This is a genomic window from Candidatus Binatia bacterium (assembly GCA_029248525.1).
Classification (GTDB): Bacteria; Desulfobacterota; Binatia; order UBA12015; family UBA12015; genus UBA12015.
This window is the reverse complement of sequence record JAQWJE010000043.1, coordinates 27,772-40,497: the sequence shown is the minus strand read 5'-3', so window position 1 is coordinate 40,497 and position 12,726 is coordinate 27,772. Positions and strand designations below refer to the sequence as shown.

Genomic DNA, 12,726 nt, shown 5'->3' with positions numbered 1-12,726 from the left:
AGTCGGTCGATCTCGGCGCGGGAATCCCCTTTGCCGGCCCGGGGTTCCCGTTTTGGGTCTCGGCTTGCTAACTTCAGGGAATATGGCGAGCGAACAAAGTATTACCGTCGCGCTTTCGGGGCGTGCCTACGAGGTTCGGGTCGGTGAGGAGATTCTCGGCGACGTGGGGGCCGAGGCCGTCGCCCGCGATCTGGGTGGTCAATGTGCGATCCTGACCGATGAGAATGTGGAGGCTCTGCACCTCGATGTGGTGGTGGAGAGCTTGCATGCGGCCGGGGTTGTGACCCACGTGATCGTTTTGCCTCCCGGGGAAGGGACCAAGAGCTTCGCGCATCTCGAAGGTGCTCTGCGAACGATGGTCCGAAGCGGCCTGGACCGGCATTGCTTCGTAGTGGCACTCGGCGGCGGGGTGATCGGTGACCTCGGCGGTTTGGTGGCCTCGCTTTTCTATCGAGGGGTTCCCTGTCTGCAGGTTCCGACAACGGTGGTCTCGCAGGTCGATAGTTCCGTCGGCGGCAAGACGGCAATCGATGTGCCCGAGGGGAAAAATCTTGTCGGAGCGTTTCATCAACCGGCCTTTGTGTTGGCCGACACGCTCACATTGCGCACTTTGCCACCGCGGGCCTGGGCGGAGGGCTTTGCCGAGATCATCAAACACGCGGCGATTCGGGACCCGGATATGCTCGCGGTGGTGGACGGGCTGGAGGGACGTGACGGTCTTGTGCCACTGATTTCGCGGAATGTGGCGATCAAGGCGAAAGTCGTGGAAGAGGATGAACTGGAGACCGCCGGGGTGCGAGCGCATTTGAACTTCGGGCATACGCTGGGCCATGCGATCGAGACGGCGGCTGGAGAAGGGGCGCTCCTGCATGGCGAAGCGATCAGCTTGGGGTTGCGTGCGGCTCTGATTCTCTCCGAGCGTAAATGCGGACTGAGTCCGACGGACACGGCACGTGTTCTGGCATCCCTGCATCGATTTGATCTGCCCCTGGTGCTGGATCCCGGCCTTCGCGACGATGCGATTTTGGAGACGATGGCTCGCGACAAGAAATTCGAGTCCGGCCAGATGCGGTTCGTGCTGCTTTCGGCGCTCGGCTCAGCCGAAATAAATAGCGAGGTATCGCTATCGGACGTCCGCGAGACTCTCGATACTTTGCGTCAGCCCTGGGACCGCTGAACTCGCTGGAGGAGAGCTTGCATGCAACTGGAATTTTTCTTTTCGTTTCGCAGTTCCTACACCTATCTTTGCTTTCATCGCCTCAAGCAGGTGCTGCCGGAAATGGATGTGGAGCTGGTCTGCTATCCGGTCTTTCCGCCTCCCGATGGTCCTGAGCCCCGCGTGTCCGCTGATCCGAGGCATTTCGCCTATATGCTCGAGGATTTCCAGCGCCACTGTGAGGCCTATGGGCTCCCCCTGCGCCTGCCCGACACCAAGGATACCGATTGGATGCCCAGCCATGCGGCCTTTTACCATGCTCAGGAAAACGGCAAGCGCATGGAGTACCTCGAGGCAGCCTTTGCCTGCCGGTTCCAGCACAACCGGGATCTTGGACAGGACGAGACGCTGCGTGGAATCGCTGAGGAGATTGACCTCGACCCGGACGCGCTGCTCGCAGCCGCGCATGATTCTCAAAAGCATGAGCAGGTCGTGCTGGGCATGATGCATTTTGCCAAACAGGGCATGGTTGGTGTGCCGGGATTTGTTGTCGCCAACCAGAAGTTCTGGGGAAATGATCGGCTGGAGTGGGTGCTCCGGACGATTTATCAGGAACAAGGGCGTGAGGTTCCCGACCTGAATGCCGATCGGCTCGCACCTCTGGTGCGCGTCTAGATGGAAACGGGCACGCGCGAGTAGCCACGCACGGTGGAGGTATGAACCATTTCCAGGCCTCCCTCGTCGATCTCCCAGCGTGGAAAGCGGCGCAGGGCCTCTTCGAGCGCGACGCGACCTTCCATCCGCGCCAACGAGGCGCCCAGACAGAAGTGAATGCCAAAACCGAAGGCGACGTGCCTGCTGAAGGAGCGTCCGACATCGAAGGTATCCGGATCCGGGTACTCGCGTGGATCTCGGCCTGCGGATCCGGTCATCAGGGCCATCTTGGATCCTGCAGGGACTTCCTGGCCATGCAGGACGATCGGTCGGGTGACGTATCGTGCCTGAATGGGTGACGGTGCCTCGTAGCGCAGCAGTTCCTCGATTCCGTTGGGAATCAGCGAGGGGTCTTCGATGAGTCGCTCTCGCTGTTCCGGGTATTGTGCGAGAACGACGCCGGCCCAACCGAGCAGGCGTGCGACAGTTTCATTTCCGGCGCCCGAGAGGAGTGCGACAAAGGCATGAAGCTCTTCGTCGTTCAGGCGACGACGCTTTCCATCAGGAAGTTCGATTTCGCTGGCCAGAAGGTCTGACATCAGATCGTCTCGAGGCGCTTTTCGCCGCGCTGTAATCTCGCGTTGGAAAAGGTCGCGGAGGTTTTTGGAGGCGTCCTGCGAGTTCACGTTCAGTTGCGTTTCGCCGGGTTCGATATGGAGAAGGCTGTCGGTCCAGGCGCGGACCTGCTCTTGCTGGTCTGCAGGAAGTCCGAGGAGGGCCCCGATGACCATCACGGGCAGTCGGGCTCCGAAATCTTCGACAAAATCAAAACGACCCTGTTCGACCAGAGGGTCGAGGTAGTCGGCCGAAAGCTCACGGATGCGCTCTTCCAGACTGCGGATGCGACGCGGCGTGAAGGCGCGCCCGACCAATTTACGCAGTTGGGTATGATCTGGCGGGTCGAGCCAGATCATCATGGGGCCGTAGTTCACGTTGTCGCTGATGACCTCGAGCACGGTGCCGTGGGCGGAGCTGAAGGTATCGTGGTCGATGGAGGCATCCCAGACGTCATCGAATCGGGACAGGGCATAGAAGTCGAGTTTCTCGTTGTAGTAGAGAGGCGCCTCTTCCCGCAGGCGCTGCCAGACCGGATGCGGGTTGGCGTCAATCGCGTAATCGTAGGGGTCGTAGTAGAGTTCACTGGGCATGCGGGAGTCCTCTTCCGATCGGGACAAAGCCTGATGGCCCTGTGGTATGCGCCTCTTTCGTGTCTGGCAACTTCAATCGACGAAAAACTCGTTTCAAGGTGAATTAGCTGGCCGCCACGGTTGAGCAATTCTTTGCTGGTAGCGGCCGTTCGCAGGGCTCCGATGTGCTCGGCGTCGAGGACTCAGGAGGTCGTCATGCCGCCATCGAGAATGATCGTCTGGCCTGTGGAGAAACTGCCGGCATCGCTGGCAAGCAGCAGGGCGGCACCGACCATCTCCTCGGGGGAAGCCATTCGCTTGACTGGTGCGGCGTCCCGCATGCCCGCCTGCATCTCCGGGGGAGTGTTGCGGACCATCTGCGTGTCGACGGTTCCCGGGGCGATTGCGTTGACGCGGATTCCGTGACGAACCAATTCATGAGCCATCGAGCGCGTCATCATCCGCAAGCCTGCCTTGGCAGCGGTATAGAGAGCCACGTAAGCCCCGTTCGTGTAGACGCCCGCGCTGATAATATTGATCACGGATGCGTGCGAGCTTTTCTCCAGCCAGGGGAGAGCATTCTGGACTAGAAAGAGTGGGCCGCGCAGATTGACGTGCATGGATTTATCGAAGGCATCGGCGGTAATCTGGCCCACCGGCAACGCGAGAGGGTTTGCGGCATTGTTGACGATGATGTCGATCTGTCCGAAATGCTCGACGGTCTGGTTGACGAGATTCTCGAGTCCGTCGAGTTCTCCAAGGTGCGTGGGTACGGCGATCGCCTCGCCCCCTGCGGCTTTGATGGACTGGGCCACTGCCTCGCAAGCGTCGGGCTTGCGCGAGGCGATCACCACTTTGGCGCCGGCGGCAGCGAAACCCCGAGCGATCGCTTCGCCGATGCCGCGACTGCCGCCGGTCACGATGGCGACCCGGCCACCAAGGTCAAAAAGTTCATTGGGTGTTTTGGTTGCGGCCATTATCTCTCCCGATGGGGCTCACCGTTCTCCGGTCGGTCCGGAGGGTAGCGCCCCTTTTGAATTATTGGTGTGTTTGCGTGAGGACCTGCAACATCTCGAGCCGAAGGTGCTCGATGACTGTGGCCACTTCCTTCCCGATCACGTCCATGTCGCGGACTTGCGCTACTCGGCGGGCCGATTCTCGGGTTTCCGCATCGCTCAAAATATGTGGGAGCAGTCGCGCATCATCGACCAGGCCGACCAGAATGGCATCGGCCTGCGAAGGCTCCTCGTCGCTCAGCAGCACGTCGCAAATCCGTCGTTTGACTTCTTTTTCCTCGGTGCCATCGAGCATCGGGTAGCGACGGGTCTCGAAGACCCACAGAAAATTTGTCTCCTGTTTTTCGAGGATGCCGCGCTGGACCAGGCGCGTCAGGGCCGCCGTTTCGATCTGGTCGGCCGCCAAAGCGAGGCGTGCGATCCAGACCCGGACCTCGAGAGGAGTTGTTTCGGCTTCGATGGTTTGGCGCCATCCGTCCAGCAAGGTCTCGCCGGTGTCGGCGGGGTCGGCGACGCGAAGGTCTCCGTGATGATTCTCCAGCCGGCCGAGCAGCGCGAGGTCGAGAAGTACGGCCCCGGCGAGAGCATGTCGGTAGCCGATATCGTCGACTGGTAGAATGCGTCCGGAATGATCGTCGAGGGCCAGGAGCACGAGATCTTCTGTCAGGGTGAGCACGCCGAGAATCTACACAGGATCAGCAAGCAGGTCTAGAGCCAGACGCTCAGCGGATGGGATTCCCCAGATTGAAGGGTCCGGATTTGGCTCCATAATCAACGCCAGCTTCTCGTTCGCATTCAGGAGGGAAAACAGCTCTCTTGTTTTCGTAGTAGGCTGCTCGACGGTCTCCCTCGCGGGAGCGGTTGTAGGTGATATAAAGTGCTCGGCGGGGGCTCTCCGAGCCATTGGCCGCGGAGCGGTGGGGGATGTAGGAGTCGAAAAACAGGACGGAGCCTGCGGGAAGCTCGAGCGGGTACCAGTTTCGCTCGGCTTCGATGGCCCGGGAGACCGTGCCGTCGGCTTCCTGAGCAAGGAGTTCCTGGCCGTCGACCGGATCGGAAACCTCCAGGCATCCGTTGCGGGTGGTCATCGGGTCGACGGTCACGAGCATTGTAATATGGTAATGTTGTCCGAAGCTTGCGAAAGCCGGGGCGTCTTGATGGGCGAGGAAACCGGATCCGCCCGGTAGCTTGTAATTCAATTTTTCCTTGAAAAGAATCGCTGGTTCCCCCATCAGGGCACCCACCATCTCCAGGGTGGCCGGGCCGAGAATCAATTCGCGCAGGCCGCGATGGTGCTCCAGAAAATTCTCGATCCGGCAGAGTTGGCGCTCGTCCCGATCGGCCCGCTCGAAATATTTCATCCAATGGCCCGGTTTTTCGGGCCATCCGGCGAGCTCGTCGGTCCACGCCACCAGGTCCGCGAGATCGGCGCCGGTAAATACGCTTTCTCGAAGCAGGTAATGGTTCTCTGCCCAAAAAGTTTTCTCGGGCGAGTCGGGTTGGGGTTGCATTATCGTGTCCCGTTCAGCAGCCGGCTTTGGCGAGAACGCCTCGGTCCGGTCGGATTTGTCTCTCGAGGGTCCGCCGCAGGACCTCGCATCTTTCCAGGGGTGAGAGGTCGGAGTCCTGAACGATTTCCTGCAGGACGAGTCTCTCGGTGAGAGTGTCGGTGGAAGGCCGCAGCCCCCCGCCTGCTTCGGTGTCCAGAAGCAGGAATTCCGGCCCCCTCGGCCACGTCGCGCGTGCGGGGTCTCCGCCGTTCCCGGGAGTGCCGGTTTTGGCAAATGTCGACCAGTAGCCAATCATCGCGCTTTCGAGTTCCTTGCGGCCGGCCTTGTTTTCATCTGTGAAGAGTAACGATAGTTCGGAGCCCATATCGTAGTTTCCGAAAATAAACGGGATCTCGATGGCATGGCCGGCGCCGATCAACTGGCTGAAATCGGTACCGAGGAGTTCGCCTTCTTCGTCCCAGTCAAAGCGATACACCCAGACGTCAGGGTGGCCGCTTGCCCGCATCGCCGCAGCGGGTTCATCGGCACCGACAGCTTTCCAGTTTCGGGAGGCGTGACGGGCAAAGGCCTCATAGCGTCGGGGATCCTTGATCCGCGGCAGCCAGCCGAGCCATGCGGTGGTCATGTCGGGGTCGGCGGCAAGGAAGAGTTTCTGCTCGTCGCGATTCGTGCCAAGGATTACGGGAACGTGATTGAAGTTGCCCGCCTGAAGGGAATCGAGAGGATCCCCGGCCGGCAATACGGTTCCGTCGCGCAAGGTGCGCGGCATATCGATCATGCCCAACATTTCGCCATCGGCATAAGCGTCGAAAATCTCCTGCGTGGTTTTGCTCCGCAGGTATGCCGCAGTCTCGCTGTCGGACATGGTGGCCAATTGCGTGCGGGCTTGTTCTCGATTGGCGGCCCTGCCGTCTTGTTGCAGCAGAGTGTAGAGAACCTCGGTCGAGGATCTGGGATGGCCGGGTGGAGTCGCATCCGTAGAATTTTCCGCCTCGGCTGCCGTATGGGCACCGAGACTTCCGCTTTGCGAGATGGCGCGATGAAACAGCCCGGCCGCCTGCGGGGCGAGAAGCAGGCTGAAGACGTTCCGCCCGCCCGCAGATTCCCCGAAGATCGTAATATTGTCGGGGTTGCCTCCGAAGGCGCGGATGTTTGTCCGGACCCAGCGCAGGGATTCGATCATATCCAGAATGGCGAAGTTGCCCGAGGCTTCGACGGGATCACGATCGTTCCGCAACGAGGCGTGACGCAGGAAGCCGAGGGGGCCCATGCGGTATTGAATGGCGACTACGACAACGCGCCCGTTTCGCACCAGCTCGGCCCCCTGGTAAAAGGACGAGTTCCCGATGGTGTTTCCCCCTCCATGGATCCAGACCATGACCGGCAGGGTTTCATCAGGTGCGATTTCGCGAGGCGCATAGATGTCGAGGGTGAGACAATTCTCGTCGCCGCGGAGTTCTTTGCTCGCCCCCGATTCGCCACCGAATCGACTGGCGAATTGCGGGCAGGCGGGTCCGGGATCGATTGCCGAAAAGAGGTTTGCCCGGGGCGCTGCCGGGACGGGGGCTCTCCAGCGTCGATCGCCGGTGGGCGCCGCGGCATAGGGAATGCCTCGCCAGACATGATTGCCGGACATATCGCGCGTGCCGATATAACTTCCTGCGGGTGCGGTTCTTTGCGAAGTCGGATCGGCGATATCGGGCTTTTCCCCTGAGGTGCAGGCGGCCAGAGTGAGGCCGACGCCCATCCCGCACAGGACCGCTACCTTTTGAATTCGTCGGTTGTTCATGAATTGTCCCCCCACGACCCTGAATGAAACCGCTTCAGCCGCTCGTCGCAAGTCTGGCCGCTGCCTTCGGGGCGTGGCGCAAGCGCCGCGATAGTGCAAGTCGCGCAACGGCATGCGAGGCAGTAAGAAGAGACTATGCCGAAGTCGCCGTATCGAGACATCCTGTGGGAACTGCAGGATGGAGTCGCTCAAATCACATTGAATCGACCCGAGGCTCGCAATGCCTTCACCGGCGCCATGGGCGAAGATCTGGCGCAGGCCTACCAAAGATGTGACGAGGACGACGCTGTACGGGCGGTCGTGGTCACGGGTGCCGGGCCGGCTTTTTGTGCCGGCGCCGAGATGAGTGGGGAAGTTTTCGATTCGCCCGATCTGGAAAACTTCAGCGCCGCTGGGGCGGCCTTCCCTGCTTTTCGGGTACGCAAGCCCGTGATTGCCGCGGTCAACGGTCATGCGATCGGGGTTGGATTCACCCTGGCGGTGCAGGCCGATCTTCGCCTTTTCGCTGCCGAGGGCAAGTACGGCGTTCTGCAGGTCCGCCGCGGCATGATGCCGGACGCCTATGCGCACTTTACGCTGCCGCGCCTGATCGGGGTGGCGCGAGCAGCCGAAGTGCTGCTCACCGGGCGACGTTTCGACGGGGCGGAAGCGGAGAGGCTGGGGATTGCCAATCGCGTATTGCCGGCCGACAAGGTTCTCCCGGCCGCGTTGGAATTGGCACGAGAGATGGTTGTCGAGACTGCACCTCTGTCGGTCGCGGTTACCAAGCGGCTTCTGTGGGAGAGCTTCGCGCTGTCCGCCGCCGAAATCGAAAGCAAGGAAACCGAATTGCATCGACACCTGATGGGCACTCCTGATGCCATGGAGGGGCCGATGGCATGGCTGGAGAGGCGCAAGCCTCAGTGGAATTTGTCCGTGAGCCGAGACTGGCCGAAATGGCCAGGGAAAGATGAAAACGAATGAAGATTGATGGTGCACTTTCCTTCGCAGGGCCCGGCCACGCCGGTGCCGCAGCGGCACGTCTGGAGGAGCAGGGGTTTGATGGCGCGCTCAGTTTCGAGGGCCCGCACGAACCCTTCATGCCGCTGGCTCTGGCGGCTCATGAGACCAAGCGAATCGAAATCATGACCGCGGTCGCAATTGCCTTCGCGCGCAACCCGATGGTGTGTGCGTATGCCGCGAACGATTTGCAGCTGATTTCCGAAGGCCGTTTCATCCTTGGCCTGGGTTCGCAAATCCGCCCGCATATCGAGCGTCGATTCAGCCAGACCTGGTCCAAGCCCAATTCCCGGATGCGTGAGTTTGTGCTCGCGATACGGGCTATTTTCCGGACCTGGAATGAGGGTGAGCCGCTGAAATTTGAAGGCGAGTTCTATCGGCATACCCTGATGACTCCCTTTTTGAGCCCTCAGCCCAACCCGCATGGCCCACCGCCGATCTATCTGGCCGGGTTCGGCGCCGGGATGATCCGCGTCGCTGGCGAAGTTGCCGATGGGTGGATGGTTCATCCGCTGCATACGACCGGCTATATGCATGATGTTGCGATTCCGGCCTTGCACGAAGGCCTCGCCAAGGGTGGGCGGACGCCAGCGGACTGCGAGATCTCCGCGCAAACAATCTGCATGGTCGGCCGGACCGAGGAGCAGATCGAAAAGGCCAAGGCCGCCGCCAAGATGCAGATATCCTTTTATGGATCGACGCCTGCCTACCGGGTAGCGCTCGAGCACGAGGGTTGGGGCGATCTGCAGCCTGAACTCAACCGGATGAGCAAGGCGGGGCTCTGGGCCGAAATGACGGGTCTGATTTCGGACGAAATGCTGGAGAAGATCGGCGTCATCGGCACGCCGGAGGAAGTCGGTCGCCGGCTGCGTGAGCGAAATAATTTTGCGGCGCGGACCAGCGTCATTCTTTACGATGAGAGCGGTGATCCGGAAGCTCTGCCCAAGATCGCCGCGGGCGTGCACGGAGAGGATTGAAGATGAGTCGATTGCAAGGAAAGAAAGTGTTGATCACGGGTGGAGCGTCGGGAATCGGCGCAGCATCGGCCCGGCGGTTCGTTGCCGAGGGTGCCTCGGTAGCTCTGGCGGATCTGCAGGAGATTCCGAGCGCTTTGCTGGACGAACTCGGCTCTTCGGTCGTGAGCACGCATTCGCTCGATGTTCGTGACGAAGCCTCGGTCGAGGCGGCCGTGCAGGGGGCTGCAGGCAGTCTCGGGCAAATCGATGTCCTCCTGAATGCAGCAGGGGTCAATGGCTACGGCTCCGCGCACGATCTGGATGCGGCCGAGTGGGATCGCGTCCTCGATATCAACTTGAAAGGATCTTTTCTCGTGGCCAAGCACGCGTTGGCGGGTATGCGCGAGCGCCAGGCGGGCAATATTATTCATATCGCGAGCGTGGAGGGGATCTCGGCCATCAGCATGCAGTTGGCCTATAATGCCTCGAAGGGAGCCGTGATCTTGATGACCAAGAATATGGCGCTGGATTACGGGGTCGAAGGGATTCGGGTGAACTGCCTTTGTCCCGGGCTGATCGAGACCCCGATGACGGCCATGCTGCAGGAGCCCGAGTTGCAGGTTTTACGTGAACGCATGGTGGAACTCCATGCCCTGAAACGCATGGGGCAACCGGAAGAAGTCGCTAATTGTGCGGTGTTTCTTGCCTCGGATGAGGCATCTTTTGTCACGGGCACGGCTTTGGTTGTTGACGGCGGCTGGACGGCGGGACATCGCCTGGAAATTGGCTGAGGCTTCTCCGAATTCGAACTGTTTTGTCTCCAAAATTTACAGAGATGGGATGCGACGAAATCGGTTTCGGAAAGAGCGAATCCTAGGTAGGATCGAAGCATGAATCAGTCGGTATCCGAGGGGCCGGAGGGCTCCGCGATCGCTTCGAGCCCGGGGGGCTTTCCCCGGGAATGGTCTTTTGTCGAGCGGGTATTTTCGGTCCTGGTTTTTCCGGTCGTGCTGACCACGGCTGTCTGGGTGGGTTACGCCTGGATGGAGAGCGGAGTGCCGGCGGAAGTCGCGGTCTTTCCCGTGATTGCCGGGACCTATTTTTTGCTGGCGATACTGGAGCGAATTTTCCCCCATCACGAAGATTGGCTCCGCTCGCGTGGGGATCTCTCGGTTGATCTTGGGTATTTATTCACCAATGGCTCGATGGTGCGCTTGACCGAACCGCTGATGCTCTCTGGCGTGGTCTATTTGGCGATGCTGGTGTCGGAGGACTTCGGGACGGGCTATTGGCCTACCGCATGGCCCATCCTCGGGCAGTTGGTCCTCGCTTTGGTTTTGGCAGAGTTCGTTGAGTATTGGTGCCATCGGGGGATGCACGAAATCGATTGGATGTGGCGGTTCCATGCCACACATCATTCCGCGCCGCGGCTCTATTTTCTGAACGCGGTGCGCTTTCACCCGGTGGACATCTTTCTGATCGGGACCGGCAAGTTGCTTCCCATCGCCGTTCTGGGAGCGTCGCCGGAAGTGCTGGGGTTGGTGACGCTCTTTGCGGCCGTGCACGGGGCATTTCAGCATTCCAATTTGAAGCTGAAGCTGGGTCCCTTGAACTGGATTTTCAGCATGGCCGAACTGCATCGCTGGCACCATTCGCCGGTGGTCGAGGAAGCGAATCATAATTATGGCGGCAATCTGATCATTTGGGATGTGGTTTTCGGGACGCGGTGGCTCCCGAAGGATCGCAAATCGCCGGCCGAGATCGGGATGGATTCGCTGCCGCATTTTCCGATGGGTTTTTTCTCGCAAATGGTCTCGCCGCTGCGATGGGAAAAGGTGGTCGAGGAATCGACCGCGAGAAAAACCAGCTGAAAACCCGCTCCAGAGCTGTTCAAGTCGTCGGATGGCTGCCGGTTGCGCTGGGGCTCTCGGCTGCGTAGCACCGCAGGATGGGTACAATCGTAGCGACGAAGAATGGACGCGTGCAGGGCGCCCCTCGTGATGGCCACCATGCATTTTTGGGGATTCCCTTCGCCGCACCTCCCGTGGGCGAACTTCGCTTTCAGGCCCCGGTGCCGGCGACTCCCTGGGCAGATATTCGTCCGGCAACCGAATTCGGCCCGGCATGCCCCCAGCCGGATAGTGCTTTGCCCGGGATGGCCCCGGGTCCGCAGGAGGAGGCGGGTTGTCTGACCTTGAACGTCTACACCCCGGAGGCCGGGAGCGGTGCGCGTCCGGTCCTCGTGTGGATTCACGGAGGCGCGTGCACGACGGGGTCCAACCGCCAATTGATGTACGATGGAGGACCGTTGGCTTGTCGCGGCGATGTGGTCGTCGTGGCTCTGAACTATCGCCTCGGTGTGCTCGGGTGGCTGAACCCGGGACTGAACGGGAGTGATTTCGCGCCGAATGTCGGTCTTCAAGACCAGATTGCCGGCCTCCGTTGGGTGCGGGAGAATATTGCTGATTTTGGCGGCGACCCGGAGAATGTGACGATTTTCGGGGAATCGGCAGGTGGGATGTCTGTGACGACCCTCATGGCCACGCCTTCCGCGCGCGGTTTGTTTCATAAGGTCATTGCCCAAAGCGGCGCGGCGCAGGCCACGCTTTCGCCGGCGCAGGCAGCCGAAGCCGGAGATGTCCTGGCGGCCGAGTTGGGGTTGGCGCAGCTGGAGGCTTCCTCTTTGCGGGAACGATCCATCGAGGACCTTCTCGCCGCACAATTGAAGGTAACCGCGCGATTGCAGGCCAACCGCGTGATGCCGTGGGCGCCCGTGGTCGACGGATTGATTGTTCCCGAACACCCGATGCTTGCCGTGAGTGCCGGTCAGGCCGAGAATATTCCTCTGCTGATCGGCTCGACCGCCGACGAGTGGCGTCTTTTTACGATTGCGATGCCGCACCATCGATCGATGGATCGAGCAGCCTTGCGCAAGCGTCTGGCGCAGCGCCTGTCCAGCATTGGCAAGGGGGACGCGGATGAGGTTCTGGCGCTCTATCCGCATTCCGAGCCATGGCAGGTTTTTGACGCGATCGAAACCGACCGAGTCTTCTGGATGCCGGCAGTCCAGCTGGCCGAAGCGCAGCAGGCCCATCAGGCTGGCACCTATATGTATCGGTTTTCGTGGCCCTCCCCGGCGGTGCGGGGAATGCTGGGTGCTTGTCACGCTGTGGAATTGCCTTTTGTCTTTGGCACTCTTGACGCCCCGGGTATGGACCGGTTCTCCGGCGCCGGGCCGGCGGCCGAGGCGCTCGCCTTGCAGGTGATGGATTCCTGGATTGCCTTTGCGAGAGCCGGGGATCCTTCACATCCGGGTATTCCCGCATGGGGCCCCTATGAGCCCTCGCGTCGGATAACGATGGATTTCGCCGAGGATTCCGTTGCCTCCGACGCACCGCTCGAAGAGCGCCGGAGTCTCTGGGCGGAGATTCTCGAGGATTGATTGTCCCGCAAACCCA

12 protein-coding genes are annotated in these 12,726 nt (G+C 60.7%); 7 read left to right on the top strand and 5 right to left on the bottom strand.

What is annotated here, in order from left to right; translation table 11 throughout:
* The first annotated feature begins 82 nt into the window (after positions 1 to 82).
* Both aroB and P8K07_10475 read left to right on the top strand, forming a co-directional pair.
* Entirely contained in the window at positions 83 to 1,177 is a 1,095-nt protein-coding gene (gene aroB / locus P8K07_10480; GenBank protein MDG1958942.1) for a 3-dehydroquinate synthase, read from the top strand.
* A gap of 21 nt (positions 1,178 to 1,198) precedes the next feature.
* Positions 1,199 to 1,831, top strand: coding sequence for a DsbA family protein (locus P8K07_10475; GenBank protein ID MDG1958941.1), 633 nt, complete (start codon positions 1,199 to 1,201; stop codon positions 1,829 to 1,831).
* Here P8K07_10475 and P8K07_10470 read toward each other — a convergent pair.
* The 5 genes from P8K07_10470 to P8K07_10450 form a co-directional block, all read right to left on the bottom strand.
* Positions 1,828 to 3,018 carry a cytochrome P450 gene (locus P8K07_10470; GenBank protein ID MDG1958940.1) on the bottom strand — a complete coding sequence of 397 codons (1,191 nt, stop codon included), beginning with the start codon at positions 3,016 to 3,018 and terminating at the stop codon, positions 1,828 to 1,830. The two genes, P8K07_10475 and P8K07_10470, sit on opposite strands and share 4 nt — an antisense overlap.
* A 182-nt stretch (positions 3,019 to 3,200) precedes the next feature.
* Positions 3,201 to 3,974: a glucose 1-dehydrogenase gene (locus tag P8K07_10465; protein ID MDG1958939.1), complete on the bottom strand. Its 774-nt coding sequence runs from the start codon at positions 3,972 to 3,974 to the stop codon at positions 3,201 to 3,203.
* A gap of 61 nt (positions 3,975 to 4,035) precedes the next feature.
* A complete protein-coding gene (locus P8K07_10460) occupies positions 4,036 to 4,689 on the bottom strand; it encodes a GPP34 family phosphoprotein (GenBank protein MDG1958938.1) in 654 nt (217 codons plus the stop codon).
* 46 nt (positions 4,690 to 4,735) lie between these two features.
* Complete coding sequence (locus tag P8K07_10455) at positions 4,736 to 5,524, bottom strand: phytanoyl-CoA dioxygenase family protein (GenBank protein ID MDG1958937.1); 789 nt, start codon at positions 5,522 to 5,524, stop codon at positions 4,736 to 4,738.
* A 13-nt stretch (positions 5,525 to 5,537) separates the two neighbouring features.
* Positions 5,538 to 7,313, bottom strand: coding sequence for a carboxylesterase family protein (locus P8K07_10450; GenBank protein MDG1958936.1), 1,776 nt, complete (start codon positions 7,311 to 7,313; stop codon positions 5,538 to 5,540).
* A gap of 135 nt (positions 7,314 to 7,448) precedes the next feature.
* Here P8K07_10450 and P8K07_10445 point away from each other — a divergent pair, with 135 nt between their 5' ends.
* The 5 genes from P8K07_10445 (at position 7,449) to P8K07_10425 (ending at position 12,710) form a co-directional block, all read left to right on the top strand.
* The gene (locus P8K07_10445) at positions 7,449 to 8,276 is read left to right on the top strand and encodes an enoyl-CoA hydratase-related protein (protein ID MDG1958935.1); all 828 of its coding nucleotides are present in this window, start codon (positions 7,449 to 7,451) and stop codon (positions 8,274 to 8,276) included.
* The gene (locus P8K07_10440) at positions 8,273 to 9,289 is read left to right on the top strand and encodes a TIGR03617 family F420-dependent LLM class oxidoreductase (GenBank protein MDG1958934.1); all 1,017 of its coding nucleotides are present in this window, start codon (positions 8,273 to 8,275) and stop codon (positions 9,287 to 9,289) included. The genes P8K07_10445 and P8K07_10440 overlap by 4 nt, the downstream gene beginning before the upstream one ends.
* Before the next feature lie 2 nt (positions 9,290 to 9,291).
* Positions 9,292 to 10,059, top strand: a complete 768-nt coding sequence (locus P8K07_10435) for an SDR family NAD(P)-dependent oxidoreductase (GenBank protein ID MDG1958933.1) — start codon at positions 9,292 to 9,294, stop codon at positions 10,057 to 10,059.
* Positions 10,060 to 10,158: 99 nt separating this feature from the next.
* On the top strand, positions 10,159 to 11,139 hold the full coding sequence (locus P8K07_10430) for a sterol desaturase family protein (protein ID MDG1958932.1): 981 nt from the start codon (positions 10,159 to 10,161) through the stop codon (positions 11,137 to 11,139).
* Between the two features lie 77 nt (positions 11,140 to 11,216).
* Positions 11,217 to 12,710 (top strand): carboxylesterase/lipase family protein, encoded by a 1,494-nt coding sequence (locus P8K07_10425; protein MDG1958931.1) that lies wholly within the window; start codon positions 11,217 to 11,219, stop codon positions 12,708 to 12,710.
* Positions 12,711 to 12,726 lie beyond the last annotated feature (16 nt).

What these genes read in the sequence shown, in the direction of transcription:
- P8K07_10450 (MDG1958936.1), bottom strand. Translation starts at nt 7,313, where the DNA reads ATGAACAACCGACGAATTCAAAAGGTAGCGGTCCTGTGCGGGATGGGC.
- P8K07_10445 (MDG1958935.1), top strand. Translation starts at nt 7,449, where the DNA reads ATGCCGAAGTCGCCGTATCGAGACATCCTGTGGGAACTGCAGGATGGA.
- P8K07_10430 (MDG1958932.1), top strand. Translation starts at nt 10,159, where the DNA reads ATGAATCAGTCGGTATCCGAGGGGCCGGAGGGCTCCGCGATCGCTTCG.
- P8K07_10465 (MDG1958939.1), bottom strand. Translation starts at nt 3,974, where the DNA reads ATGGCCGCAACCAAAACACCCAATGAACTTTTTGACCTTGGTGGCCGG.
- P8K07_10440 (MDG1958934.1), top strand. Translation starts at nt 8,273, where the DNA reads ATGAAGATTGATGGTGCACTTTCCTTCGCAGGGCCCGGCCACGCCGGT.
- P8K07_10435 (MDG1958933.1), top strand. Translation starts at nt 9,292, where the DNA reads ATGAGTCGATTGCAAGGAAAGAAAGTGTTGATCACGGGTGGAGCGTCG.
- P8K07_10470 (MDG1958940.1), bottom strand. Translation starts at nt 3,018, where the DNA reads ATGCCCAGTGAACTCTACTACGACCCCTACGATTACGCGATTGACGCC.
- P8K07_10425 (MDG1958931.1), top strand. Translation starts at nt 11,217, where the DNA reads ATGGGTACAATCGTAGCGACGAAGAATGGACGCGTGCAGGGCGCCCCT.
- P8K07_10475 (MDG1958941.1), top strand. Translation starts at nt 1,199, where the DNA reads ATGCAACTGGAATTTTTCTTTTCGTTTCGCAGTTCCTACACCTATCTT.
- P8K07_10455 (MDG1958937.1), bottom strand. Translation starts at nt 5,524, where the DNA reads ATGCAACCCCAACCCGACTCGCCCGAGAAAACTTTTTGGGCAGAGAAC.
- aroB (MDG1958942.1), top strand. Translation starts at nt 83, where the DNA reads ATGGCGAGCGAACAAAGTATTACCGTCGCGCTTTCGGGGCGTGCCTAC.